The sequence below is a fragment of the Nucisporomicrobium flavum genome (assembly GCF_016464385.1).
GTDB classification, from domain to species: Bacteria; Actinomycetota; Actinomycetes; order Mycobacteriales; family Micromonosporaceae; genus Actinoplanes; species Actinoplanes flavus_A.
In genome coordinates, this window is sequence record NZ_JADMLH010000019.1 from 132,313 (window position 1) to 157,027 (window position 24,715).

A 24,715-nucleotide genomic window follows, 5' to 3' on the forward strand; every position below is an offset into this window, starting at 1 on the left:
ACCAGTGGTCAACACACAACCCGGCGGTAGTGGTGATCGTCAATAGTCGTGACCTGTGGTCCGGCTTAAATCACGGCCTGCTGGAATGGCCAGTGGACAAGATGGACAAGCCCGCGCGGACCCGGCAGAGTGCAGACCACCGGTGGAGGGCGGTGGGGATGCGGCGGGGCGAGGTTCAGGAACGGTTGCGCGAGCTGATCGCGAGCTTGCCGCCCGGCGATGCGCTGCCCTCCGAGCGGGACCTCAGCGGCGCGCTGGGTGCTTCCCGGCCGACGATCCGGGCCGCCATCGAGGAGCTGGCCCGCGAGGGTCTTCTGGTACGCCGGCACGGCCGCGGCACGTTCACCGGCCCGCCCAAGATCTCGCAGGAGGTGCCCTCGACGGCGTACCTGCCGCCCGCGGAGGGTGACTGGGCCAGCGAGGTGCTGGAGTTCGGCGTGGTGCCGGCGGGTCCGCGGCTGGGGTCGCGGATGCGGGTGTCGCCCGGCGCCGAGCTGGTTCGGGCGTTGCGCCGGCGGATCGTCGACGGCGGGGTGATCGCCCTGGAGGAGATCCATATTCCTTGTGCCGTCGCCCCGGGCCTGGCGCGGGACGACTTCGCCGCCGGGTCGCTCTACCGTCAGCTGCGCGATCGGCATGGGGTGGTTCCGGCCGAGGCGCTGCAGACCACCGAGCCGACGGTGACGGATGCCGCCGAGTCGCGGCTGCTCGGGGTGCCGCTGCACTCCCCCGCCCTGCTCTTCGAACGCACCACCCGCGATGGGGACGGCCGCATCATCGAGTTCGCCCGGTCGGTGTACCGGGGCGACCGGTACCGCATCACCCAGCATCTGAAGCTGGGCCCCGAATCCGGCTGACCCGCGAAGACGGTGTGACCGATCCGGCCGCCCATCCGGTCCTATCAGCAGAGGGCCGAGCCCAGCGGGGGCCGGACCGGACAGCGAGGAGAACCGGTGGACGCGGATCTGCGGCAGCATTTCGACCGGGCGGTCACCGACGACCCCGGCGCCGACCCCGGCGAGATCGCGCTCGCCGCCATCGCCGAGGGCGGACGGATCCGCCGGCGGCGCCGGCAGCTGGCGGGTGCCGGGGTGGCTGCCGGAGTGGTGGCTCTGCTGGCCGTGGTCGGTGGCGTGAGCCTCCGGTCGGAGCCGACAGGGCCGGCGGGCCCTCCGATGACGGTTGCGGCGGCGATGATGCCGGTGGCGGCGCCGTCCTGCTCGGAGAAGCCGGTGGAGAGCGATGCCAGTGACGTTGCGATCTTCCTGGGTACCGAGGCGACCGATCCGCAGCGCTCGGCGGTGGGGGCGGCGCTGCGCGGGGATCCGCGGGTCGCGGAGCTGCAGTTCGAGAGCCGCGAGCAGGCCTGGGAACGGTTCCGCGCGTTGTGGGCGGACAGCCCGGACTTCGTCGAGGCGGTCAGCCCGAGTCAGCTGCCCGAGTCGTACCGCCTGCGGATGGTGGACCCGTCGCAGTACCGGGGCTTTGTGACGGCGTACGCCGCGATGGACGGCGTCGAGCAGATCGTCGGCCGGGTGTGCCCGGTGAGCGCCCCGATCGGCGGCGTCCAGTGACGGACACCGTGACCACGCCCCGGCCGGTGGACGGCGGCGCCCCGGCCGGGTGGGGTGCCGGCCGCCGCCGGACGAAGGCCGCCCGGGACGAGGAGTTCACGGCGTTCGTGGAGTCCGCCGCCACCCGGCTGCGGCGCAGCGCGTACCTGATGTGCCGGGACTGGCATCTCGCCCAGGACCTGACCCAGCAGACCTTCGCCAAGATGTACGCCTCCTGGGACCGGATCCGCACCGGCACGAACCCCGAGGGCTACAGCCGGCGGGTGCTGATGAACCTCGTCTTCGACCAGCAGCGGCGGCGCAGCGGCTCCGAGGTCGTCCTGGCGGACCTGCCGGACCGGCCGGACGGCGCGGCGGCCGGCACGCCCGAGTTGCGCCTCGCCCTGGTCGACGCGCTGGCCACCCTGTCCGTCGAGGACCGGGCCGTGCTGGTGTTGCGGCACGCCGAGGACCACAGCGTCGACACGGTGGCCACGATTCTCGGCGTCTCCGGGTCGGTGGTGAAGATGCGCACCGCCCGGGCCCTGGCCCGCCTGCGTTCCCTGCTCGGCGAGGACTTCGTCGACGGCTGAGCCGCAGCGCTAGCCGGCGAGTGCCTCGCGCAGGCGCTCGTCGGCCTGCCGGTCGGCGCGGGCTATCGGGCCCCTGGGCAGGGCCGCGACCGCCGCCGCCAGCATGAGGACCGTGCCGGCGAAGACGAAGGACCAGGGCAGGCCGCCCGGCTGGTCGACGATCACCCCGGCCACCGCGCCGCCCGCTGCGCTGCCCCCGACGGACACGGTCACCACCCAGGTGTACGCCTCGTTCAGCATCGCCGCGGGCGCGAGGCGTCCCACCAGGTTGTTCTCGACCGTGAGCGCGGGTGCGATCGTGGCGCCGCCCACGACGAGGGCCACGCCGAGCGCCGGCGGGCCGGGCATGACCGCGAGGACCAGGAAGCTGACCGAGACCGCCGCGAGGAGCCAGGCGAACTGGCGTGCCAGGGCCATCGCGGGCCGGCGGGTGCCGAACCAGATGCCGCCGATCGCGCTGCCGATGCCCCAGACGCCGAGCAGGATGCCGCCGAGGCCGTCGCCGCCGCCGTGCCGGTTGGCGTACGCGGGAACGATCACCCCCGCCGCCCCGAACGCGATGCCCAGCGCGGCGACGCAGAGCAGCAGCACCGGGAAGCCGTCGGCCTTGAGCGGGCCCAGCCCGCGCGCCCCCTCGGCGGACCCGTGCCGCGTCCAGTGCCGCATGATCGGCAGCAGTGCGACCCGGACCGTCCCGCCCAGCGTGGCCACCGCCGCGAAGCCGATCGCCACCGCCGGGTCGTGCGCGACCACGACGAACGCCGCGACCAGCATCGGGCCGAGCACGAAGACGAGTTCGAACAGGGACGTCTCGGCCGCCATCGCCGCGGCGCGCAGGGCGTGGTGGCCCGTGCCGGGGGCGGTCGCGTCGGTCCAGGCCCTGCGGATCGCGGCGCTCAGCGGCGGGTACGTGGCCCCGGCCAGCGCCGCCGCCACGACGATCACCGGCAGGGCCGCCGCGCCGCCACGGCTGGCGAGGATGAGCCCGGCGAGCGCGACGGGGTGCAGGACCGCGGTGAGCAGCAGGACGGGCGTGGGACCGATCCGGTCGGCGATGCGCCCGGCGACAGGGCTGACCGCCGCGCCCGCGAGCGCGTACAGGCCGCCGGCGAGGCCCGCGGCGGCGTACCGGCCGGTGGCCTGCTGCACCAGGAGGAGCAGGGCGAGCGGGGTCATGCCGATGCCGAGGCGGGCGAGGATGCCGACGACGAGCAGGACCCGGCCGCCCGGCATACGCCAGACGCCGAGGTACTGACGCAACGCGGTCATGGTCCTCCTCCCGGGTCAGGCGAAACGAGCGCCGGCTCGCGGCGTGACGGCGGTCGATGGCCGGAGTGACGGCGATCATTGGCCGGCGTGCCGGGCGGCGATCGGGGCGTAACGAGCGAAAGCCGCCTCCGACCCTAACTGTCGGAGGCGGCTCGGCTACCGGGTTGTGAGGCGGCACTCAGCGCTGGAACTGCACCGGACCGTTGCCCGTGATCGCGGCCAGCTGGTGCAGGCGCTTGATGCGCTCGGCCATCGGCGGGTGCGTCGAGAAGAGCCCCGCGATGCCGCCGCTGCGCAGCGGGTTGGCGATCATCAGGTGCGCCGAGGTGGCCAGCTGACCCTCGGCCGGCAGGGGCATGCGCTGGGCGCCGTACTGAATCTTCTCGAGGGCGCTCGCCAGGGCGAGCGGGTCCCGGGTCAGGGTGGCTCCCGAGGCGTCCGCCTGGTATTCGCGGTTGCGGCTGATGGCCAGCTGGATGATCGACGCCGCGAGCGGGCCGAGGATCAGCATGAGCAGCAGCGCGGCCGGGTTGGGGCCGTCGTCGTCGTCCGACCCGCCGAGCGGCAGGAAGATCGCGAGCTGGGCGGCCATCGTGACGATGCCGGCCAGGGCGGCGGCGACGCTGGAGATCAGGATGTCGCGGTTGTAGACGTGGGACAGCTCGTGGCCGATGACGCCGCGCAGCTCACGCCGGTCGAGGAGCTGGGTGATGCCCACGGTCACCGCCACGGCGGCGTTACGCGGGTTGCGGCCGGTGGCGAACGCGTTGGGCTGCAGCGCGGGGCTCACGTACAGGCGGGGCATCGGCTGGCCCGCGTCCGTGGCCAGCTCGCGGACGATTTGGTAGAGCGCGGGGAACTCCGCCTCGGTGACCGGCCGCGCGCGCATGGCCCGCAACGCGAGCTTGTCCGAGAAGAAGTAGGTGCCGGCGTTCATCGCCAGCGACAGGACGACGGCGAAGACCAGGCCGCCGCTTCCGCCGAGCCAGTATCCGACGGCGAGAATCATGGCGGTGAGCAGACCCAGCAGAGCGGCCGTCTTGAGGCCGTTGTGATGGCTGTGCATTGATGACTCCTTCAGCACGCGGGCCGGTGGGCCCACGTCTGATGAAACATCGCCGCGCCGGGAAATCATCCGGAGGTGACTGTGAGTTGGCTGAGCGGCTGCGGTGCGTTCAGTAGTTCACGTCGTAGTCGCGGATCCGCTCGGTGTGGCTCGTGCCGTCGCTGAGGGTGATGCTGACCCGGGGATTCGTCGAGCCGTTGAAGCCGGTCTCATCCATGAGCAGCCCCCACAGGTTGTCCGGCTCGCGCTGCGGCCACCAGGCCGTGAAGCGACCGTTCGTGACCGTGGCGCGCACCCGTCTGCCCTGGGCTTCGAAGACGACGCCGGTGACCTTGGAACCGGCCTTGCCCGCGACCATGAACTGGGTGCTCGACAGCCCTCCGGACGTCTTCAGCACCCCGATCGTGGCGAGACCGTCCGCGGGTGGCGTCTCGGCGAGGGGGCCGGACATCGACTCGTTCTCCCCGTCGACGAAGTCCGGCGAGGGGGCGGTCGACCTGAGGCACTGCGCCTCACCGTCCGCGGACGCCAGGTAGGTCATCACCCAGGAGCCGCGTACCTCGACGACCTGGGGTTGGTAATCGCCGAGCGGGACACGGGTCCACCCCGCGCACTCCTTCGCGTAGCGGGCGGCCTCCTGCGCCGTGGCCGGGCGCGGGTCGGCGTCCCAGGTGGCGAAGGCCGCGTCGTCGGCACCGAGGATGGGGGCGACGACGAGCCCCGCGACCGCCACGACCGCCACCAGGGCGTATCGGGCGGCGTGCGTGCGGCGAACCGGGCGGAGGGGCGTGGCGGAGGGCCCGGTCGCGGTCACGCGGGCCAGCGTGGCCATGGCGCGTGGCGATCGGGCGAGGTCGTCGGGAACGTCACGCGCCGGGTCGTGGCGGCGGAGCTGGTCGTCGAGGGTCATCACACGAATCCCTTCTCGCTGCGGGCGGTGGGCGCCGCAGCGTCCGAAGGAGTGCCGAGGTGGTGCCGGAGGAGGCCGCGGGCGCGGCTGAGGCGGATCCGGAAGGCCACCGGGGAGATGCCCAGCACCCGGGCGGCCTGAGCGCCGGTCAGCCCTTCCCACACCGACAGGCTCAGGGCCTCCTGGTGCGGCGCGCTGAGCCGGGCCCAGGCGTTCGCCAGGTCCACCGAGGTGGCGACGAGATCGTCGTGCTCGAGCGTCTGCCCGTCCAACGCAGCCTGACCGGCAATCCGCACCGACAGCGCCTGCCCGCGGGAATCGGACCGCCGCTGGGCCAGGAGCAGGTGCCGGGTGATGCCGAAGAGCCAGGCGCGGGCCTCGCCCAGCTCGCCGGGGAGGTCGCTCAGGCGCTGCCACGCCACCGTGAACGCCTCGGCCGCGAGATCCTCGGCCTGGTCGGGCGGGTGTCCGCGCCGGATGACGAACCGTACGAGGTCGGCGTACGTGTGCGCGTACACCTGCTCGTACTGTTCCCGTGTCTCTGCCACACCTGTTACATGTCGATCGCAGCGCGGGTGTTTCAGCCGTTGAGGAAGTCGAAGATCGCCTGTGGCGCGAAGCCGAGCACCACCGTGACCACCGCCGCCACCGCGATCGCCGCCGCCACGGGTCGCGCCACGGCGATCCGGGGGTGGGTAGCCGCCCGCAGCAGGTCCGGGTCGGCCACCGCGACCGGGCCGGCCTGCACCGGGCCGGTCAAGTGGACGCCGACGGGGTCCGGCGCCGTGTAGAGCAGCGCGGCGGCCCGGACGTAGTACGCCAGGGCGATCACCGCGTTGATCGCGACCACGCCGGCGAGCCAGCCCCAGTTCGCCGAGATGAGCGACTGCACGATCGCGACCTTGGCGAACAGCCCGGCCAGGCCCGGGGGCAGGCCCGCCAGCCCGGCCACGGCCAGGACGAACGCGGCCGCCAACCACCTGTTGCGCCGGCCGGCACCGCGGTAGTCGTCGAGGTCGCCGCCGTCCGTACCGGGGGCGCGGAACGCGGTGATCACGCTGAACGCGAGGAACTCGAGCGCGACGAAGAACACCGCGTACGCCAGGGCCGCGTCGATGCCGACCGCCCCCGCCGCCAGCGGCGCGATGATGTAGCCGGCCTGCGCGACCGACGACCACGCCAGCAGGCGGACCATCCGGGTCTGGCGCAGCGCGACCAGGTTGCCGACCGTCATCGTGAGCACGGCCAGCACCGCGACCAGCGGTCCCGTGTCGAGCCGCTGGACGACCGCGGCCAGCGCGAGCACGCCGCCGAGCTTCGAGGCCGTCGAGAGGTACGCGGCCACCGGCACCGGCGCGCCGTCGTACGTGGCCGGCGCCCAGGCGTGCAGGGGAACCGCCGCGACCTTGAACGCGAAGCCCACCACGACCATCGCCGCGCCGACCGCCGCCAGCGACCGGAACTCCCCCGAGCCCACGGTCAGTGCCGAGAGGTGCAGCGCGCCGGTGGCGGCGTACAGGAGGGCGGCGCCGAGCAGGGCCACGGCCGTGGACACGACGCTGACCAGGAAGAACGTGACCGCGGCCGAGGTGCCGGCGCGGGACCCGCGGACGCGTCGGAGCCCGACCAGCACGTACAGCGGGAGGGTGAGCGTCTCCAGGCCGACGATCAGCGTGATGAGGTCACCGGCGTACGCGACGACGACCCCGCCGGTCATCGAGCAGGTGAGCAGGAAGCTGAACTCGCCCCGCGGCGCGAGCCCCATGCGCAGTGCCGGCGTCGACAGGGCCAGCACCCCGGCCGTCAGCGCGGCGAAGATCACCGTGGTCAGGGCGGCCCGCGGCGTCGTGATCCACGAGCACAGGTCGCCGCTGCAGAACGTCGACGGGCGGCCCGGCACGGCCAGCGCGCAGACCGCCGTACCGATGCTCCCGAGGATGCCGGCGAGCACCTGGAACCGGGCGAACGCCAGGTCGGCGACGAGCACGAGCAGCGCCGTGCCGGCCGCGGCGTACAGCGGGAGCAGGGCGACGTGGTTGACGGCCTGGGTCATCGCAGCGCTCCGGTCAGGGCGGCCACCGGGTCGGCGGTGGCGGCGAGCACGAGCGCCGGCACCAGGCCGACCGCCAGCGCGAGCAGGACGAGCGGCGCCCACGCGATCCACTCCGGGCGCGAGATCGCCGGGAAGCCGGTCACCGCCTCGGTCGCCGGGCCGTGGGTCACCCGGCGCAGCAGCCGCATGAAGTACGCCGCGGTGAGCGCACCGCCGATCGCCGCCACCACCGCCAGCGTGATCCACAGGGCGCCGCCCCGCTCGACCGCGGCAACGACCGCGAAGGCCTCGCCCCAGAACCCGGCCAGCCCGGGCAGGCCCAGCGAGGCGATCGCCGCGAAGCCGAGCAGGCCGGCCAGCCGCGGCGCGGTCTCCCGCAGGCCGCCGAGGGCGCCGAGGTCGCCGGTGTGTGCCCGGTCCTTGATCGCCCCGGCCAGGAAGAACAGCAGACCGGTGATCACGCCGTGCGCCACGTTGCCGATCAGCGCGGCCTGCACGCCGGTCACGGTCAGGGTGGCGATGCCGAGCAGGACGAAGCCCATGTGCCCGACGCTGGAATACGCGATCAGCCGCTTCAGCTCGGTCTGCCGCAGGCACACCAGCGACCCGGCGATGATCGCGGCGGCCGCCAGGACGCCCAGCACCGGCGCGGCCCAGGCGGCACCCTCGGGCGCGACGCCCACGCCGACCCGGATGAGGCCGTACGTACCCATCTTGAGCAGGACGCCGGCGAGGATCACGCTGCCGACGGTGGGGGCCTCGGTGTGCGCGTCCGGCAGCCACGTGTGCAGCGGCCACAGCGGCGCCTTCACCGCGAAGGCCACCGCGAACAGGGCGAACGCCACCTGCTGCGTCGTGCGGGAGAGCCCGTAACCGCCGGCGAGGGCGAGCAGGTCTCCGGTTCCCGCCGCGACGACTACGGTGAAGACGCCAAGCAGCAGCAGCACCGAGCCGAACAGCGTGTACAGCACGAACTTGCGGGCCGCCCGCCGCCGGTCCGCGCCACCCCAGCCGGCGATCACGGCGTACATGGGCAGCAGCACGACCTCGAAGAACACGAAGAACAACACCAGGTCGAGCGCGAGGAAGGTACCCAGGATGCCGACCTCGAGGACCAGGAGCAGGGCCGCGAGCGTACGCCCGGAGCCTCCGGCCGGCACCTTCCACACCGTGTACGCGCAGCACAGCAGCGTCAGCAGCCCGGTCAGCACGACCAGCGGGTACGAGACGCCGTCCACGCCCAGGTGGAACTCGATGCCCAGCGACGGCACCCACGGCGCCTGCACCTCCGCCCACGGCACCACCGGAACGGCGCCCGAAGCGGAGTAGTCCGTCCAGCCGACGTCCCGCGACGAGGGGAGCGCCAGCAGGAGCGTCGCCACGAACGTGACCGCGGCGAACACCGTGGCGACGACCCGCGCACCCCGGTCCAGGCGGGTGGGCAGCAGGGCGACCACGACGGCACCGGCCGCGGGGAGCACGAGCGCGGCGATCAGCAGCACCTGCAGGGCGGCCGGGACGCCGGGAGGGTCCATCATGACGCGGCTCCGTAGATGGCGGCGACGACGCCGAGCAGCAGCGCGCCGGAGAAGACGGCGACGGCCGCCCGGGGCAGCGCCGCCCGGTGGGCCGCGGCGAGCACGGTGCCGAGACGAGTCGTCGAGGTGCCCGCGCCCTCCACGGCCGCGTCGACGACCTTCTCGTCCACGAGACGGACGGCACCGGCGAACGCGCGTACCGGGCGTACCACCAGAAGGTTCTGGATCTTGTCCAGGTGGAAGCCGGCGGCGAACAACGGCCGGGACCGGCCGAGAGCCCGCGCCGGGTCCACGCCCGGGCCGGTGTGCCAGAGCCACCACGCGCTGCCCGCGCCGAGCATGAGCAGGACCAGCGGCAGCACGATCGAGACGCTCAGGTGCGGCGGCTCGAGCTCCAGGGCGGACCGGAAACCGGGCAGGAACGCGGCCAGGCCCAGCAGGACGGCCGGCACGGCGAGCAGCAGCACCGGCCAGCGCATCAGGGCCGGCGGGTCGTGCGGCACCCCCGGCGCACCCTCGTAGTGGGCGTCGCTGAAGCCGGCGTGCCACTCGTCGGTGCGCGACCGCGCGTGACCGAAGAACGTGTACAGCAGCAGGCGGGTCGCGTACCAGGCCGTGATGGCCACGCCCGCCAGCGCCGCCACCCAGACCACCCAGCCGACCCAGGCGGGCGCCGGGCCGTCGCCCTCGGTCGCGTGCGCGGCCGCGACCAGGACGTTCTCCTTGGACCAGAAACCCGCGAGCGGGGGTACGCCGGCCAGCGCACCCAGCCCGGCCACGAAGCACCAGAACGTCACCGGCATGTGCTCGCGCAGGCCGCCCATGCGCGACATGAGGTTGCTGCCGACCGCGTGGATGACCGCGCCCGCCGCGAGGAACAGCAGCGCCTTGAACGCGGCGTGCGTGAGCAGGTGGAACAGCGCCGCCGCGGGGGAACCGACCGCGAGCGCGCCGGTCATGTAGCCGATCTGCGAGACCGTCGACCAGGCCAGCACCCGTTTGAGGTCGTCCTGCGCGGTCGCCGACAGCGCGCCGAGCAGCAGCGTGATCGCCGCCATCACGCCCAGCACGGCCAGCGCCGCCGGCGACTGGGCGAAGAGCGGGAACAGGCGGAAGACCACGTACACGCCCGCGGCGACCATCGTGGCGGCGTGGATCAGCGCGGAGATCGGCGTCGGGCCGGCCATCGCGTCCGGCAGCCAGGTGTGCAGCGGGAACTGCGCGCTCTTGCCCGCCACGCCGGCCAGGATCAGCAGCAGCGCGACCGTCGGGACACCGCCGTGGGCCAGGATGTCGGAGATCCGGAAGCTGCCCGCCCACACGCCGAGCCAGGCGATGCCGAGCAGGAACCCCACGTCGCCGACCCGGGTCACCAGGAACGCCTTGACCGCGGCCGCGGGCGCCTCGGGAAGCCGCCGGTCGTGCCCGATCAAAAGGTACGAGCACACACCCATGATCTCCCAGCCGAGCAGCAGGAGGATCAGGTCGTTCGCGGAGACGACGAGCAGCATGGCGCCGGTGAAGAGGCTGACCTGCGCGGCGTACGGGGCGTACCGGGTGTCGTCGTGCAGGTACGCGACCGAGTAGACCTGCACGCACAACGCGACCACCGCGACGGCGACGGCCACGTACAGGGCAGCCGGCCCCAGCGAGAAGCCCAGCGTGACCGGCAGATCCCCGAAGGTCACCCAGCGGTGCGTCACCTCGACCGGCTCGTCCACGACGGCGAGCAGGACGATCGTCACGATCAGGGCGATCGCGGCGCCGGCGATGCCGAGGGCTTGGCTGCTTCTCTTGTCGCCGGGCCTGAGGACAAGACCGATCAGACCCAGAAGCAGGGGTACGCCGGGCAGCAGCGGCGTCAGGACGTCGGCGGTCATCCGGCCTCCGGCTCGTGGTGCAGCGCGACCTCGTCCACGTTTACGGCGGAACGCATCCGGTAGTACTGCAGGACGATCGCGAGGCCCACGCCCACCTCGGCGGCGGCCAGCACGATCACGAACAGGGCGAACGCCCCGCCGCGGTGCCCACCCGGCGTCGGCAGGGTGACGTCGGCGGTCACCAGCAGCAGGTTGACGGCGTTGAGCATGAGCTCGACGGCCATCAGCACGAGGATCGCGTTGCGCCGGCGCAGGACGCCGTAGACGCCCAGGCCGAAGAGCAGGGCGGCGGTGACGTACGGGATGACCGCGTGCATCAGACCTCCACCTCGGTCTTTTTCGGGGCGCCTATATCGGGGCGGGAAAGGACGATCGCGCCGACCAGGGCTGACAGCAGCAGGATCGACAGGACCTCGAACGGGAGCACCCACGAGCCGAACAGCTCCGCGCCCATGCGGTCGGTCGTACCCGGGACCGGCATTGCGTAGATCGTCCAGCGGAAGGCGTCCACGAGCAGGGCGGCAAGCCCGACTCCCACGCCGCCGCCGACGATCAGCGCGGGCCAGGCCGGGCGGTCGAGGTCCGGGGAGGGGCCGATCGGCGCCCGGGTGAGCATGACGGCGAACAGCAGGAGGACGACGACGGCGCCGACGTACACCAGGACCTGCACCCAGGCGACCAGCTCCGCGCCGAGGACGAGGTAGAGCCCGGCCATCGCGCCGAGGCTGACGACGAGGTAGAGGCCGGCGCGCACGATCTGGGTGCTGGTGACGACGAGGGCGCCCGAGCCCACGGCGATGGCGCCGAGCGCCAGCAGCAGCGCGTCGGCGACGGTCACTGCTTCTCCCCCGGCGTCTCTGCCGGGCCGGGCTGCGTCTCTGCCGGGCCGGGCTGCGTTTCTGCCGGGCCGGGCTTCGGGGTGCCGGGGCGGGTTGCTGCCGGGCGGGCCGTCTTGGCCGGGGTGGCGGCGCCCGGACCGGCGGCCTTGCGGGCGGCCGTGGCCTCCTCCTTCGACGGCTCGCCGAGCACGTCGTGGGCGGGCGGCGGCGGCACGGTCGGCATCCACTCGCCGAGGCGCTGCTTGTCGTGCAGCAGGTCGAGCACGTCCAGCTCCGAATACTCGAACTCGGGCGACCAGTGCAGCGCGTCGAACGGGCACACCTCGATGCAGATCCCGCAGTACATGCACAGCGAGAAGTCGATGTCGAACCGGTCGAGCACGTTGCGCTGCCGGGCCCGCGCCGCCCCGGGGACGACGACCTCCTCCTTGTGGGAGTCGATGTAGATGCACCAGTCGGGGCACTCCCGCGCGCACAGCATGCAGACCGTGCAGTTCTCCTCCAGCAGCGCGATGACCCCGCGCGAGCGCGGCGGCAGCTCGGGCTCGACGTCGGGATACTGCTGGGTGGTGGACCGCCTGGTCATCGTCTTGAGCGTCACGGCGAGCCCGTTGACCAGGCCCTTGCCGGGCGCGGACCGCTCCCCGTGCTCACTCATAACCGCATATCCTGCCCGGTCGCCGGACCGGAGGCGAGCACACCCCCACCAGATCTTCCAGTACGGTGAGATGAGGGGTGAGAGACCCCGTTCCTGGAGGCCCGTGATGACCGCTGCGCTGAGCGACCACCCGCCGTCCGACGGCTGGACCACGGACGATCTTGACGCCCTGCCCGACGACGGCTTCCGCCGCGAGTTGCTCGATGGAGTGCTCCTCGTGTCCCCCTCCCCCACGAACGTTCACCAGATCCTTGCCGCGCGGCTCGTGGTTGCGCTCGAGGAGAGTTGCCCAGGTGATCTAGAGGTAACCCAGGCGAATGAGGTGCGTATCAGCGCTCGGAGGTCATTCATTCCCGATGTGCTGGTGACCACGGACGAGGCGGCGAGGCGCGGTACCGGGAAGTACTCGCCGGAGGAGGTCGTGCTGGCGGTGGAGATCGTTTCGCCCACCTCGCAGAGCATGGATCGGGTGATGAAGCCCGCTCTCTACGCGAAGGCCGGCATCCCGCACTACTGGCTGGTCGAGACGCAGGGCGGTCTGGTGGTGCAGACGTACCGCCTCGATCCTGAGGACGAGGTGTACCACCCGTCCGGGACCTTCACCGACGTCATCGAGATTGCTGAGCCGTGGCAGATGGAGATCCCCGTAGCGCGGCTGCGTCCGCGGCACCTCTGAGGGCGCGTTCGGAGGGCTGTCGTCCGGATTGCCCGCGAGGTCACTGTTCAGCGGGTTCACAGTTTTGATCGTAAATAAAGATGATCGTCAGTTTGCGCCCCGTGTGTCCGGTTAATGGGCTGCTCGACAGCAAGCCACCGACCACAGTGGAGGAACGCTGATGACCGTCACCACCCGCACCCGGGCCGGCCTGACCGCCGCGCTCGCCGCCGCCGGCGCCACCGCCCTGCTGGGCGCCACCGTTCAGCCTGCTGCGGCTGCGCCCACCGCGCAGCAGGCCACGCCGTGCGTGCAGAAGGTCGCCGTCGTCAACAACGGCGGCTTCGTCATGAACTTCCAGCTCACCACCCGGGACGGGCAGCTGACCGCACCCACCGACGACTACCCGATCAACCAGTGGCGGCTGGTCGACCTGACCTCCACCGCGCTGGCCGAGGGCGTGGACGTGCGGCCGCTCGTGCACGCCACCGCCGGGGACGACGTGCTCGGCAACACCTTCGTGTCGTACTGCGCGAACGGGCAGACGGCCACGTACACGGCCAGCGGCACCACGCTGAACTACACCGTGACGCTGCTGACCTGATCCGCGCTGTCGGCCACGACGGCCGGGTGGCCTCGCCGCCCGGCCGTCACCGGCTGCCGCCCGGCCGTCACCGGCTGCCGGCCGGGCCGTCACCGGCTCACCGCCCGGTCGGCCGTCGGCGCCTCGCTGCTGCCCAGCTGTCGGCGCCTCGCCGGCCGTCAGCGCCTCGGCGGCCGGCCGTCAGCTTGCCGAGTCGAAGGCGCTGCGGGCCGCCTCGATGTGGCGGATATACCGGTGGGTCCAGTCGCACATGCCGCTGACCGTCTCACGGAGCGCCCGGCCCGGCTCGGTGAGGGCGTACTCGACGCGGGGTGGGATCGTGGGGTGGACCGTCCGCTCGACCAGGCCGTACCGCTCGAGCATGCGCAGGTTCTGGGTGAGCATCTTGTGGCTGATGCCTTCGATCTCCGAGCGGACCTCGGTGAAGCGCAACGTCCGGTCGCCGAGGCTCTCGATGATCAACAGGGCCCATTTGTTGGCGACGTCGGAGAAGATCTCGCGCGCCAGCGAGTCCGCCCGGGTCAGATCCGCCTCGTCGAGATGGCCGCCGGCCTGCTTGGTCACCATCGGGTTCCCCAGTCACGAAAAAGTGCGCTCTTCCCTGCCGCCGGACACTCTCCTACGGTTCCTGAGTAACCGCAAGTGACCAGGAGGCAGGCATGACCATCACGCTGGTGAACCCCGACGGATTGCCGACGATCGACGTGTACCGGCAGGTGTCCGTCGCGACCGGGTCGAAACTGGTCTTCGTTGCCGGGCAGGTCGCCTGGGACGCGGACGGGAAGACGGTCGGCGAGGGGGACCTGGCCGCGCAGGTCGAGCAGTGCTACCTCAACGTCGGCACCGCGCTGGCCGGGGTCGGCGCCTCGTTCCAAGACGTGGCGAAGCTCAACGTCCACGTCGCCGGGTGGACCCCGGACCAGATGCCCGCGCTCCTGGACGGCATCGCCCGCGCGGCGGCACGGCTGGGCACGACCGTGACGCCGCCGGCCACGCTGCTGGGTGTGGCGGCTTTGGACGTACCCGAGCATCTGGTCGAGGTTGAAGCCACCGCGGTCATCGACTGACCGGGCAGGTCAGAGGGCGACCTTCATCGCCGGGGTGAGCACCAGCCGACCGACCGGGATCACAGCGCGACCTTGACCGCGGCGGTGAGCACCAGCTGGCCCAGCGAGACCGGCACCAGCACCAGCCAGCAGAGGCGCTGCAGCTGGTCCTCGCGCAGCCGCGGGTAGCTCACCCGCAGCCAGATGATCACGAACGAGACCGCGAAGACCTTGACGAGCGTCCAGAGCCAGCCGAGGTGGTCAGCCGCGGGCCCGTGCCAGCCGCCCAGGAACAGGACGGTGGTGAGCGCGGCGATCACGACGATGCCGACGTACTCGGCGAGCAGGAAGAACGCGAAGCGCAGGCCGGTGTACTCGGTCATGTAGCCGAACACCAGCTCCGAGTCGGCGATCGGCATGTCGAACGGGGGCCGGCGGATCTCCGCGAGGCCGGAGACGAAGAACACGAGGGCGGCCGGCGCCTGCCACAGCAGCCACCAGGGCGACCACGCCTCGACGATCCCCGGCAGGCTCAGCGTGCCCGCGGCCATGGCGACACTCGCCGCGGACAACACCAGCGGCAGCTCGTAGCCGAGGAGCTGGGCGGCGCCGCGCAGGCCGCCGAGCAGGCTGTACTTGTTCGCCGACGCCCACGCGGACATCAGCACGGCGACCACCCCGACGCCGAGCACGGCAAGGACGAAGAACAGGCCGACGTCGAGGGCCTGGGCGACCAGGCCGCCGGGCCCGAGCGGCACGGCCAGCAGCACCAACAGGTACGGGAACAGCGCGACGATCGGCGCCAGCTGGAACACCCGGCGGTCGGCGTCCCGCGGGGTGATGTCCTCCTTCTGCACGAACTTGACGCCGTCCGCGACGAGTTGCGCCCAGCCGTGGAACGCACCGGCATACATGGGACCCAGCCGGCCCTGCATGTGCGCCATGACCTTGTGCTCGGCCTGACCGACGACGAGCGGCAGGACGAGGAAGGCGGCGACGACCGCGACGACCCGTACGAGCAGGTCGAGCCAGAGTGGCATCAGCGCGTCCCCTCGTCGTCTTCGTCGGCATTCCGCGCGGGCGCGGTATCGGGCGCGGCCGCGGTGTCGGGCGCAGGCGCGGTGTCGGGCGCAGGCGCGGTGTCGGGCGCAGGCGCGGTGTCGGGCGCAGGCGCGGTGTCGGCGTTTGCGGCGGCAGCGGCGTCGGCCGCGTCGGCTGCTTCCGCTGCGTTGGCCGCCCCGGCGGCGTGGGCTGGGGTGGAGGGCGGAGCGGGCGGCACCGGGATCTCGGCCTCCGGGCCGGCGGCGGGAGCAGGCGGCGTGGTCTCGGCCTTGGGATCGCCCGGGGTCCCGGGGGTCGCGCGGTCCGCGATGTCGCGAACGGGCCGATCACCCGGGGCAGGACGAGCCGGGCCCGCGGGGCGGTCGCCAGCCGGGCGCGCAGGGTGGTCGCCCGCCGGGTGGGCCGGACGCTCCCCGGCCAGGCGCGCGGGACGCTCCCCCGCCGGGCGCGCAGGGCGGTCGCCCGCGGGGCGGGCCGGGCGGTCGCCGGGGGCGCGGCGGGCCGGGGTTTCCGGGGGCGGGACCTTGCCCTTGAGCGGGCCCCATTCGTTCGGGTCCGGTACGCCCGGCGGGCGCATCGGGGCGCGCTTGGCCACGCCGGCCTCCGACTCGCCCGGCTCCTTCGCGCCCGGCCAGGCCTTCGCGACGCGGGAGGCGAGGACGAACTCCTTGCGCAGCGGGTGACCTTCGAACTCCGGCGGGAGCAGGAGCGGGCGCAGGCCGGGGTGGCGGTCGAAGCCGATGCCGAACATCTCGTGGGTCTCGCGCTCGTGCCAGGCCGCGCCCGGGTAGAGGTCGACGACCGACTCGACGAGCGGGTTCTCGCGGGGCACGCGGGCGCGGACCAGCAGGCCGTGCTTGCGCCGCGTGGACCACAGGTGGGCCACGACGGTGAAGCCCTCGTCCAGCTCGTCGACCGCGGACAGCCAGTCGAAGTAGTCGCAGCCCAGGGCGCCGGGGTCGCGGGCTGCTCGGAGGGCGGTCCACCACAGCGCCGGGGGGACGTCGAGGACCGCTCGTTCGTGGCCCGGGCCGCCGCCGGACACGCTCGTGGTCAGCGCCGAAGGGTCCACGGGGGCGTCGGCATCGTCGGCCGTCAGCAGCGCGACCATCCGCTCGCCGACCTCTTCGGGCGTCATGCCGCACATCCTATGATCCGGCCCGGCCGGTCCCGGTCCCGCGGCCGCGAGCCTGTGGACAACGCCCGGGAAGGGACCGGCCGGCAGCGAGGAGACCGGCCGGGAACGCCGGGTCAGGCGAGGCCGGGGAGGCGGCCGTTGCGGAACAGGTCGACGAAGTCCTGGTGGTCCTCGCGGGCCTGGTCGCCGTACCGGTGGGCGAACTCGACCAGCAGTCCCACGAAGCCGGCCTCGTCCTTGTCGACCGCCGCCACGATGGCCTCCTCCGTCGAGAAGTCGACCAGGTCGTGGCTGGACTCGTCGTCGGCGACCGAGTGCATGCGGGCCACCGCGCGGCCCAGGTCGGCGAGGACGCCGGTCAGTTCCTCCGGCTCGTTGACGTCGGACCAGTCCAGGTCGGCGGCGTACGGGGAGACCTCCGCGACCAGCTGGCCGACGCCGTTGAGCTCGGTGTAGCCCAGCCACGGGTCGGCGTGGGCCTGCAACGCCCGCTGGGATTCGGCCGTACGGTGGCCCTGGTGCTGGAAGTAGCCGCGGACCCGTTCGTCGTCGATCCAGCGGGCGACCGCCGGGATCTGCGCCTGCTTCATGTAGATGATGACGTCGTTCTCGAGCGCCTGGGTGTGCCCCTCGAGCAGCAGGTTGTACGAGGGCAGCCCGGCCGAGCCGATGCCCACGCCCTTGCGCAGCTTGATGTCCTTGATGTTCGCCGACACGCCCGTGCCCTGGGAGGGCAGGGTGTGCAGGTAGTTCTGGAAGGCCGCGGTGACCGTGGCGGCGGTGGCCTCGTCGACGTCGTACACGCCGTCGCCGAGCGAGAAGCGGCGCTCGTACTCGTCGATCGTGGTCTGTGCGGCGAGCAGGTCCACCCGGGTGTTGAGCCGGGCCTCCTGGAGGACGCGGCGCAGGACGCCGTCGGCGTTGTCGAGGGTGATCGAGCCGATGGCGTCGTCACCGCCGTGCGCGATGGCCCGCAGCTCGGTGAGGTACGCGCCCGCGAACGTCGTCACCAGCGAGGTGATCACGTCGTCGGAGAGGGCCTTGCTGTAGCCGATGAGGGCGACGCTGGCCGCGAAGCGCTTGAGGTCCCAGATGAACGGGCCGACGTACGCCTCGTCGAAGTCGTTGACGTTGAAGACGAGCTGACCGGAGGAGTTCATGTACGTGCCGAAGTTCTCGGCGTGCAGGTCGCCGTGGATCCACACCCGGCTGGTCCGCTCGTCGAGGAACCGGTCGTCGCGGAACGCGCCGGTCATGTCCGCGTAGAACAGGGACGCGCTGCCCCGGTAGAACGCGAACGGCGACGCCGCCATCTTCCGGAACTTGCGCCGGAACGCCGCCGGATCGATCGCCATCAGCTCGCCGAATTCCCTGGTCAGCACGTCGATGATGACGTCGGCCCGCGGTTGGTCGCTCATGATCGAAGAGTAGACCTCGGTGGCTATACCTGTATGTCACAGACACGACGAAGTGGCGGACGAGCCGTGACCCGTTCGTGATCTTCTCGCGCAATCGGGCGCCGCGGCGGCGCGTGTGTGAGGCACACCGGCGGGAAGGAGCCCATGCGCGACGCTGAGGACTTCGACACCTTCTACGCGACGTCCGCGCGTCGCGTACTCGCCCACGTCTCGATGATGGTGGGTGGGCAGGCCGAGGCCGAGGACGCCGTCGCGGAGGCGTACCTGCGGGCGTGGAACCGGTGGTCGAAGATCAGCCGGTACGACGACCCCGAGGCCTGGGTCCGCCGCGTCGCGTACCGGCAGGCGGTGAGCACCTGGCGCAAGGCAGTCAGCCGGCTGCAGGCGCACCGCCGGGACGCGGTCGACGGGCACGTCGAGGCGCTGAACCCGGACCACGTCGCGGTGGTCGAGGCGCTGCGCCGGATACCCGCCGGCCAGCGCCGCGTGATCGTCCTGCACCACCTCGCCGGGCTGAGCGTGGCCGAGATCAACCGGGAGACCGGCCTGCCGGCGGGGACGATCACCACCTGGCTGGCCCGGGGGCGGCGCGCGCTGGCGGAGCATCTGACCGAGGACACTGCGATGGGTCGGGAGGGACGCGATGTCTGACGACCGCATCGAGGAAGGCCTGCACGCGTACGCCGAGCACGTGCAGCGCACCGCCACCGTGGCACCCGCGCGGACGATCCGGGAACGGGCGGCGCGACGGCGTACGCGCCGAGCTGCCGTTGCGGCCTTCGCAGCCGTGCTCCTCGCCGGGTTCGGCATCGGACTCACCCTGGGCCGGCCCGGTAACGAGACTCCCGCCGTCCCGCCGGTGAGCATCTCGCCGCGGGTGCTGCCGTCCAGCTCCGCTAGCTCCGACGTGACCCGGCTGGAGGAACTGGGGATCGACCTGAACGTCGGCGTGCTGATCGACGTCGCGGACGACGGCGTGGACCGCTTCCTGGAGGCCGGGCAGGGCGGCGTCGTGGACTTCACGGGTACGGCGAAGGGCGACTCCACGAAGATGGCGCTGCGTCCGGCGCCGACCAGAGCACGGAACGAGGTGTGGATCGCGCCGCCGGCCTGGAACGAGTGCGTCACGGCCACGTCGCGTACCGCCTTGACCCTGCAGCCGTGCCGGGTGGGCGACGAGGCGCAGACCTGGCGGGTCGTGCCGGCGGGGGACTCCGGGCAGTTCGAGCTGGAAGGCCGCTACGGGATCCTGCACGTCGACAACGGGCTGCTCACCGGCGAGGGCGGGCGTACGGGCCTGCAGACGATCCCGTTCGAGCGGTGAACCGCCGATCAGGTGGCGGGCCGGCGCACCATCGGCGCGGTGAGCGAGGCAGCGTCGCGGACCGGGGCGGGTTCCGGCGGACCCGGGACGAGCTCGCGGCCGCTCAGAGGGTCGGGGCGCGGGACTCCGCCCAGGCCCGACTCCTCGGCGGCGATCTTCTCCTGCAGGCGCAGGATGCCGTGCAGCAGCGCCTCCGGCCGCGGCGGGCAGCCGGGCACGTACACGTCGACGGGGATGAGCTGGTCGACGCCCTTGGTCACCGAATACGAGTCCCAGTACGGCCCGCCGCAGTTGGAGCAGGAACCGAACGAGATGACGTACTTGGGCTCGGGCATCTGGTCGTAGAGCCGCCGGATCGCCGGCGCCATCTTGTCGGTGACCGTGCCCGACACGACCATGAGGTCGGCCTGGCGGGGGCTGTGCGCGAACGGGATCACGCCGAGCCGCATGAAGTCATGCCGGCCCATGCTGGTCGCGATGAACTCGATGGCGCAGCACGCGAGCCCGAAGTTGAAGACCCACAGCGAGTAGCGGCGCCCCCAGTTCAGCACGAACTTGATGGGCTCCCCGAGCACTCCTGGCAGACCGGCCACCGTGCCAACCTACCCTTCACCAGGCGGGCTGCTGGAGCTGGCTCAGGAAGCCGGCCAGCAGCGCCTCACGCAGGGCGGGCGGCGCGGCGTTGAGCAGCGTGTTCACCGCCGCCATCGGGCCGCCCACGCCGTCGCCGAGGCCCAGTCCCCCGGCCAGCCCCTCGATGAGCTCCGGGGTGACGGCCTCGGGCGTGAGAGCGCCCGCTGCCTGCAGCAGCTCGGCGGGGAGCTCAACCGGGCCACGCGCGCGGGTCGCCGCCACCGCCGCGGCGAGGTCGGCCGCGAACTGGTCGGCGGTCGCGCCCACCGCGGCGGTCACGGTCAGGTGGATGGTCGGCGGAAGGTTCGCGTACGCCATCTGCGGCTGGGTGTGCCAGCCGAGGACGGCCAGCTCGTCCGCGAGCACGAACAGGTCGACGTCGTCCGTGGTGGTCAGGCAGACGACCGTGGTCTCGGGTGGGGCGAAGAGGCGTACGCCGTCGGTGGCCTCGACCGCGCCCGCGAGCACTGCCACCGCGTCCCGCGTCGTGGCGGCCAGCTTCAGATAGCCGTCGTCGCCGAGGTGGCGCACCGTGGCCAGCGCCGCCGCGATGGGCCCTCCGGAACGCGTGGACGCCACGACCGGGTTGACCATCGTGTAGCCCGGCCAGTCCGCGTACGCGAAGAACTGTGGCAGCCGCAAGCGCGCGTCCCGGTGCAGCAGGACGGAGACGCCCTTGGGCGCGTACGCGTATTTGTGCAGGTCGACCGAGATGCTCGTGACGCCCGGCACGTCGAAGCCGAAGTCCGGCAGTCCCGCGCCCAGCCGCCGCAGATAGGGCAGCACCCAGCCGCCGAAGCACGCGTCCACGTGAAAGCGGACCCCGCGGTCGGCGGCGAGCGCGGCCAATTGCGGGATGGGGTCGACGACGCCGTGCGCATAGGAGGGCGCCGAGCCGGCGATGAGAACGGTGTCGGAACCGATTACTGCCGCCGTCGCCGCGACGTCGGCGCGCAGGTCCTCGCCGACGGGCACCACGTCGAGCCCGACGCGCAGATAGTGGGCCGCCTTGGCGAAGGCTGCGTGTGCCGTGGACGGCACGACGATCCGCGGGCGCTCGGTGGCCGCCGCGTCGCGGGCCGCCTTCACGGCGAGGATCAGCGACTCCGTGCCACCGCTGGTCACGCTGCCGACCACGTCCGGCGCGTCCGTTCCCGGCCCGCCGCCGAGCAGCCGGCCGGCCGCGGCGACCAGCGCGTTCTCCATCGCGAGCAGCGAGGGGAAGGCGGTCGGGTCCAGGCCGTTGACATGGGCGGAGATCGCGTACGCCGCCCGCGCCAGCTCGTCGAGGCCCGCGACGGCCGGGTCGTAGACGTACGCGAAGAGCCGGCCGCCGTGCGTGGGCAGGTCGGCCTCCCGCAGCTTGCCCAGCTCCGCGAGCACCTGCCCGGCCGGTACGCCCTCGGGCGGCAACGCTTCGATCATCGCCTCAAGCTAGTCCTCGTAGCGCCTCAGCAGCAGGACCGCCGCTCCTACGAGGACCGCCGGGACGATCGTGAAGCCGAGCAGGATGCCCAGCCGCGCGGTCGAGTCCTGCGCCGCTGCCGCTCCTGTGGATGACGGCACATATCCGAAGAGCTGCAGGACCAGGGCAAACAGGCCCGGACCGAGCGCGAGTCCGAGCGTCTCGCCCGCTGTCCACAGGCCGGTGAAGACGCCCGCCTGGCGGCGGCCCGTTCTGGCAGTGTCGTGGGCAATGCAGTCGGGGAGCATCGCGAGGGCGAAGACCTGCTGGCCGGCGTAACCGCAGCCGATCAGCGCGACGACGAGGTAGGTGACCGTGGCAGGGACGTGGCCGGCCGAGAGCAGCCCGAGGGCTCCCGCGGCGAAGAGGAGCGAGGCGAGGATCAGGGCACGCAGCTTGCCGAGGCGGGCGCCGACCCGGGTCCACAGCGGCATGACGAGCAGGGCGGGGCCGACGAACGCCGCGAAGAGGAAGGTCGCACCGGACTTCTGGACGATGACGTGGTCGGCGAAGTACTGCACGCCCGCGAGCATCGTGCCGATGCCGGCGGCCTGCACGACCCAGCAGGCGAGCAGACCACGGAACGGCACATTCGTTGCCGCGATCCGCAGTTGCCCGCGCCAGCTGGGTTCCGCACCCGGGGCTGTCCGGGACTCTGCTGTGCGCGTACCGAAAAAGACGCCCAGCGTGCCCACGACGATGAGGGCGCCGACGAAGGCGCCGGACCACCGGTGGCCGGCGCGGCCGCCGCCGCCGAGGTCGACGACCAGCGGGGCGAGCGCGCCCGAGACCAGGATGGCCAGGGCCAGGACCGCGACGCGCCACGTCATGAGCCGGGTCCGCTCGGCGTAGCCGTCGGTGAGCTCGGCCGGCATCGCGACGTAAGGCACCTGGAAGAAGGCGTAGGCGGTGGCCGCGGCGAGGAACGCGGCGGCGACGTAGACGCCGGCCGGCCCCGCGCCGCGGAACGGTCCCGCGAACATCGCCACGAACAGGACGGCGAGCAGCAGGCCGGCGCCGAGCAGGAACGGGCGGCGGTCGCCGGTGCGGTCGGAGATCCGGCCGGCCACCGGGTTGACGAGCACGTCCCACGCCTTGGGCAGCAGGACGAGCAGCCCCGCCACGCCCGCGGCCACGCCGAGCGTGTCGGTGAGATACGGAAGGAGGAGCAAGCCGGGAACCGTGCCGAAAGGTCCCGTGACCAGGGAGCCCAGCGCGTATCCGGCCAGCGTGCGACGCGGCAGCGGAAGCGGCTGCGCCGTCTGCGGTGATTTCGTCCGGTCCGGCGCCGGTACTTCGGGCGAGGGACCGGCAGGTGTCATGGACGCGGATGGTAACCACGCACGGGCCGCTGCGCCTACGCTTCGCCGAATGAACCATTTTCAACCTGGCATCGAGCCCGGAGGGTCCGGGCCGTCCGGCAGCGGCGGGCAGGATCGGCCTCGCCACGTTGAAAAAAGTTCAATGAAGATGTCCGCATCGTCCCGGCGGGTCGCCGCCGGGATCGCTGCCAGCCACCCGGAGACGGCCGCTGCCGGACTGCGGATCCTGCGCGCCGGTGGCACGGCCGCGGACGCCGCCGTGGCCGCGGTGCTCGCGACCTGCGTGGCCGAGACCATCTACACCGGACTGGGCGGGGGCGGGTTCTGCACGTACCTCGACGCGGCCTCCGGCGAGGTGACGTGCCTGGACTTCTTCGTGGCCGTGCCCGGTACGGACGGCGACCGCACGGCCGGCCCGATGGTCGCCGTGGACGTGTTCTTCGGCGGGGTGCCGCAGGTCTACTCGATCGGCGGGGCGAGCGTCGCGGTGCCGGGAGTGCCCGCGGGCTGCGGTGAGGTGCACCGGCGCTGGGGACGGCTGCCGTGGGAGTCGCTGGTGGCGCCGGCATACGAGCTCGCCGTGACCGGGGTGCCGCTGCCGGCCGCTCACGCCCGCACCCTGGAGTCGTGCGCGCCGGCCCTCGCGTACGGCGAAGGGGCGGCGATCTACGCACCGGGCGACAAGCTGCTCGAAGGCGGCGACCGGCTGTTCCACCCCGGGCTGGCGACCGCGCTGGAGGCCCTCGCCGCGGACGGGCCCGCGCTGTTCTACACCGGCGCGTACGCGGCCCTGATGGTCGAGACGGTACGGGCGGCCGGCGGCTCGTTGGGGCCCCACGACCTCGCCTCGTACCGGGTGCTCGAGACGCACGTGGACCACGCGTCGCTGGGGGCGTACCGGGTGCGGGCCCGGCACGACCTCAACCGGACCGTCGACACGATCGCCGCACTGCCGGCCTCGCTGCCGCAGCTGCCCGGACCGGAGCGCGCGGTCGCCATGGCCGGTGCCCTGCGGGACCGGGGACGGCAGAAGATCGGCGACACCACCAACGTGTCCGTGGTCGACGGCGACGGCAACGCCTGCGTCATCACCACCACGATGGGCCTCGGCGCCGGCGTCTGGCTCCCGGGGCTGGGCATCAACCTCAACTCGATGCTCGGCGAGGGTGAACTGATCACCGCCGACCTCGCGCCCGGGCGCCGGATGTCCTCCAACATGTGCCCGCTCGTGGTGATCGACGAGACCGGCGCGCTGGCCGTGGCGGCGGGCTCGGCCGGCGCCTCCCGCATCCGCACCGCGCTGATCGGCACGCTGGTCGGCGTGCTCGTCGACGGCCTCGACATGGAGGCGGCGATCCAGCGGCCCCGCTTCCACGTCGTCGACGACACGGTCCACGCCGAGCCCGGCTGCCCGGCCGAGCAGCTGGCGGCGCTCGCGGAAGCGGGGTGGCTGATCCACGAATGGTCGGAGCTGAACCACTACTTCGGCGGCGTCACGGCCGTCGGAGTCGGCGGTGCCGCCGGCGACCCGCGGCGCGGCGGAGTGGGCCTGCTCCTCTAGCTGTAGTGATCAGCACCGTTGTTGATGCGGGTGATCGGTGGTTGGCCGGCGAGGGCGGTGTGTCCGCGGTGATGGTTGTAAGTGTGCAACCATCCGGGAAGTGCGTCGGCGCGGTCTTGGCTGCTGGT

At 72.7% G+C, this 24,715-nt stretch carries 25 protein-coding genes and 2 pseudogenes; 9 read left to right on the forward strand and 18 right to left on the reverse strand.

What is annotated here, in order from left to right:
* The first annotated feature begins 158 nt into the window (after positions 1 to 158).
* The 3 genes from IT780_RS33695 (at position 159) to IT780_RS33705 (ending at position 2,146) form a co-directional block, all read left to right on the forward strand.
* A complete protein-coding gene (locus IT780_RS33695) occupies positions 159 to 857 on the forward strand; it encodes a GntR family transcriptional regulator (protein ID WP_233413947.1) in 699 nt (232 codons plus the stop codon).
* A 96-nt stretch (positions 858 to 953) separates the two neighbouring features.
* Positions 954 to 1,574 carry a permease-like cell division protein FtsX gene (locus IT780_RS43295; RefSeq protein ID WP_199515865.1) on the forward strand — a complete coding sequence of 207 codons (621 nt, stop codon included), beginning with the start codon at positions 954 to 956 and terminating at the stop codon, positions 1,572 to 1,574.
* 8 nt (positions 1,575 to 1,582) lie between these two features.
* Positions 1,583 to 2,146 (forward strand): SigE family RNA polymerase sigma factor, encoded by a 564-nt coding sequence (locus IT780_RS33705; protein ID WP_307831513.1) that lies wholly within the window; start codon positions 1,583 to 1,585, stop codon positions 2,144 to 2,146.
* Between the two features lie 9 nt (positions 2,147 to 2,155).
* On the opposite strand, the gene IT780_RS33710 is transcribed toward IT780_RS33705, so the two are convergent.
* From IT780_RS33710 to IT780_RS33755, 10 genes are all read right to left on the reverse strand, one after another.
* Entirely contained in the window at positions 2,156 to 3,415 is a 1,260-nt protein-coding gene (locus IT780_RS33710) for an MFS transporter (protein WP_199515867.1), read from the reverse strand.
* 178 nt (positions 3,416 to 3,593) lie between these two features.
* Positions 3,594 to 4,481, reverse strand: coding sequence for a zinc metalloprotease HtpX (gene htpX, locus IT780_RS33715; protein ID WP_199515868.1), 888 nt, complete (start codon positions 4,479 to 4,481; stop codon positions 3,594 to 3,596).
* Between the two features lie 109 nt (positions 4,482 to 4,590).
* Positions 4,591 to 5,391, reverse strand: a complete 801-nt coding sequence (locus tag IT780_RS33720) for a hypothetical protein (protein WP_199515869.1) — start codon at positions 5,389 to 5,391, stop codon at positions 4,591 to 4,593.
* A complete protein-coding gene (locus IT780_RS33725) occupies positions 5,391 to 5,939 on the reverse strand; it encodes an RNA polymerase sigma factor (protein ID WP_199515870.1) in 549 nt (182 codons plus the stop codon). Before IT780_RS33725 ends, IT780_RS33720 begins: the two co-directional genes overlap by 1 nt.
* A 32-nt stretch (positions 5,940 to 5,971) precedes the next feature.
* On the reverse strand, positions 5,972 to 7,444 hold the full coding sequence (locus IT780_RS33730; protein ID WP_199515871.1) for an NADH-quinone oxidoreductase subunit N: 1,473 nt from the start codon (positions 7,442 to 7,444) through the stop codon (positions 5,972 to 5,974).
* Complete coding sequence (locus IT780_RS33735; protein ID WP_233413916.1) at positions 7,441 to 8,982, reverse strand: complex I subunit 4 family protein; 1,542 nt, start codon at positions 8,980 to 8,982, stop codon at positions 7,441 to 7,443. The genes IT780_RS33730 and IT780_RS33735 overlap by 4 nt, the downstream gene beginning before the upstream one ends.
* Positions 8,979 to 10,862: an NADH-quinone oxidoreductase subunit 5 family protein gene (locus IT780_RS33740; protein WP_199515872.1), complete on the reverse strand. Its 1,884-nt coding sequence runs from the start codon at positions 10,860 to 10,862 to the stop codon at positions 8,979 to 8,981. Before IT780_RS33740 ends, IT780_RS33735 begins: the two co-directional genes overlap by 4 nt.
* A complete protein-coding gene (nuoK, locus tag IT780_RS33745) occupies positions 10,859 to 11,179 on the reverse strand; it encodes an NADH-quinone oxidoreductase subunit NuoK (RefSeq protein WP_199515873.1) in 321 nt (106 codons plus the stop codon). Before nuoK ends, IT780_RS33740 begins: the two co-directional genes overlap by 4 nt.
* Positions 11,179 to 11,700 (reverse strand): NADH-quinone oxidoreductase subunit J family protein, encoded by a 522-nt coding sequence (locus tag IT780_RS33750; RefSeq protein ID WP_199515874.1) that lies wholly within the window; start codon positions 11,698 to 11,700, stop codon positions 11,179 to 11,181. Before IT780_RS33750 ends, nuoK begins: the two co-directional genes overlap by 1 nt.
* On the reverse strand, positions 11,697 to 12,359 hold the full coding sequence (locus IT780_RS33755; protein WP_199515875.1) for a NuoI/complex I 23 kDa subunit family protein: 663 nt from the start codon (positions 12,357 to 12,359) through the stop codon (positions 11,697 to 11,699). Before IT780_RS33755 ends, IT780_RS33750 begins: the two co-directional genes overlap by 4 nt.
* Before the next feature lie 106 nt (positions 12,360 to 12,465).
* Here IT780_RS33755 and IT780_RS33760 point away from each other — a divergent pair, with 106 nt between their 5' ends.
* Positions 12,466 to 13,035, forward strand: coding sequence for a Uma2 family endonuclease (locus IT780_RS33760; protein WP_199515876.1), 570 nt, complete (start codon positions 12,466 to 12,468; stop codon positions 13,033 to 13,035).
* Positions 13,036 to 13,195: 160 nt separating this feature from the next.
* A complete protein-coding gene (locus tag IT780_RS33765) occupies positions 13,196 to 13,618 on the forward strand; it encodes a hypothetical protein (RefSeq protein WP_199515877.1) in 423 nt (140 codons plus the stop codon).
* Between the two features lie 180 nt (positions 13,619 to 13,798).
* On the opposite strand, the gene IT780_RS33770 is transcribed toward IT780_RS33765, so the two are convergent.
* Positions 13,799 to 14,185: a winged helix-turn-helix transcriptional regulator gene (locus IT780_RS33770; RefSeq protein WP_199515878.1), complete on the reverse strand. Its 387-nt coding sequence runs from the start codon at positions 14,183 to 14,185 to the stop codon at positions 13,799 to 13,801.
* A gap of 92 nt (positions 14,186 to 14,277) precedes the next feature.
* On the opposite strand from IT780_RS33770, the gene IT780_RS33775 reads away from it, so the two are divergent.
* Positions 14,278 to 14,685 carry a RidA family protein gene (locus tag IT780_RS33775; RefSeq protein ID WP_199515879.1) on the forward strand — a complete coding sequence of 136 codons (408 nt, stop codon included), beginning with the start codon at positions 14,278 to 14,280 and terminating at the stop codon, positions 14,683 to 14,685.
* A gap of 59 nt (positions 14,686 to 14,744) precedes the next feature.
* Here the strand turns inward: IT780_RS33775 and IT780_RS33780 are convergent, their stop codons facing one another.
* The 3 genes and pseudogenes from IT780_RS33780 to IT780_RS33790 all read right to left on the reverse strand — a co-directional run bounded on the left by IT780_RS33780 (position 14,745) and on the right by IT780_RS33790 (position 18,282).
* Positions 14,745 to 15,704, reverse strand: coding sequence for a complex I subunit 1/NuoH family protein (locus IT780_RS33780; protein ID WP_199515880.1), 960 nt, complete (start codon positions 15,702 to 15,704; stop codon positions 14,745 to 14,747).
* A gap of 476 nt (positions 15,705 to 16,180) precedes the next feature.
* Positions 16,181 to 16,864, reverse strand: a pseudogene (locus IT780_RS43300) (NADH-quinone oxidoreductase subunit C); the annotation flags it as partial.
* Between the two features lie 113 nt (positions 16,865 to 16,977).
* A complete protein-coding gene (locus IT780_RS33790; protein WP_199515881.1) occupies positions 16,978 to 18,282 on the reverse strand; it encodes a DUF2252 domain-containing protein in 1,305 nt (434 codons plus the stop codon).
* A 144-nt stretch (positions 18,283 to 18,426) separates the two neighbouring features.
* Here IT780_RS33790 and IT780_RS33795 point away from each other — a divergent pair, with 144 nt between their 5' ends.
* A complete protein-coding gene (locus tag IT780_RS33795) occupies positions 18,427 to 18,933 on the forward strand; it encodes a sigma-70 family RNA polymerase sigma factor (protein ID WP_199515882.1) in 507 nt (168 codons plus the stop codon).
* Positions 18,926 to 19,606 (forward strand): hypothetical protein, encoded by a 681-nt coding sequence (locus IT780_RS33800; protein WP_199515883.1) that lies wholly within the window; start codon positions 18,926 to 18,928, stop codon positions 19,604 to 19,606. The genes IT780_RS33795 and IT780_RS33800 overlap by 8 nt, the downstream gene beginning before the upstream one ends.
* A gap of 8 nt (positions 19,607 to 19,614) precedes the next feature.
* Here the strand turns inward: IT780_RS33800 and IT780_RS33805 are convergent, their stop codons facing one another.
* From IT780_RS33805 to IT780_RS33815, 3 genes are read right to left on the reverse strand one after another with little or no spacing between them, the layout of a single operon-like run.
* Entirely contained in the window at positions 19,615 to 20,199 is a 585-nt protein-coding gene (locus tag IT780_RS33805; RefSeq protein ID WP_199515884.1) for an NADH-quinone oxidoreductase subunit B, read from the reverse strand.
* Positions 20,200 to 20,215: 16 nt separating this feature from the next.
* The gene (locus IT780_RS33810) at positions 20,216 to 21,664 is read right to left on the reverse strand and encodes a pyridoxal phosphate-dependent decarboxylase family protein (RefSeq protein ID WP_199515885.1); all 1,449 of its coding nucleotides are present in this window, start codon (positions 21,662 to 21,664) and stop codon (positions 20,216 to 20,218) included.
* A 9-nt stretch (positions 21,665 to 21,673) separates the two neighbouring features.
* Positions 21,674 to 23,026: an MFS transporter gene (locus IT780_RS33815; RefSeq protein WP_199515886.1), complete on the reverse strand. Its 1,353-nt coding sequence runs from the start codon at positions 23,024 to 23,026 to the stop codon at positions 21,674 to 21,676.
* A gap of 148 nt (positions 23,027 to 23,174) precedes the next feature.
* Between IT780_RS33815 and IT780_RS33820 the strand changes: the two genes are divergently transcribed.
* Positions 23,175 to 24,587, forward strand: a complete 1,413-nt coding sequence (locus tag IT780_RS33820) for a gamma-glutamyltransferase (protein ID WP_199515887.1) — start codon at positions 23,175 to 23,177, stop codon at positions 24,585 to 24,587.
* Here IT780_RS33820 and IT780_RS42325 read toward each other — a convergent pair.
* A pseudogene (locus IT780_RS42325) lies at positions 24,584 to 24,715 on the reverse strand (IS481 family transposase); the annotation flags it as partial. The gene IT780_RS33820 and the pseudogene IT780_RS42325 overlap by 4 nt on opposite strands.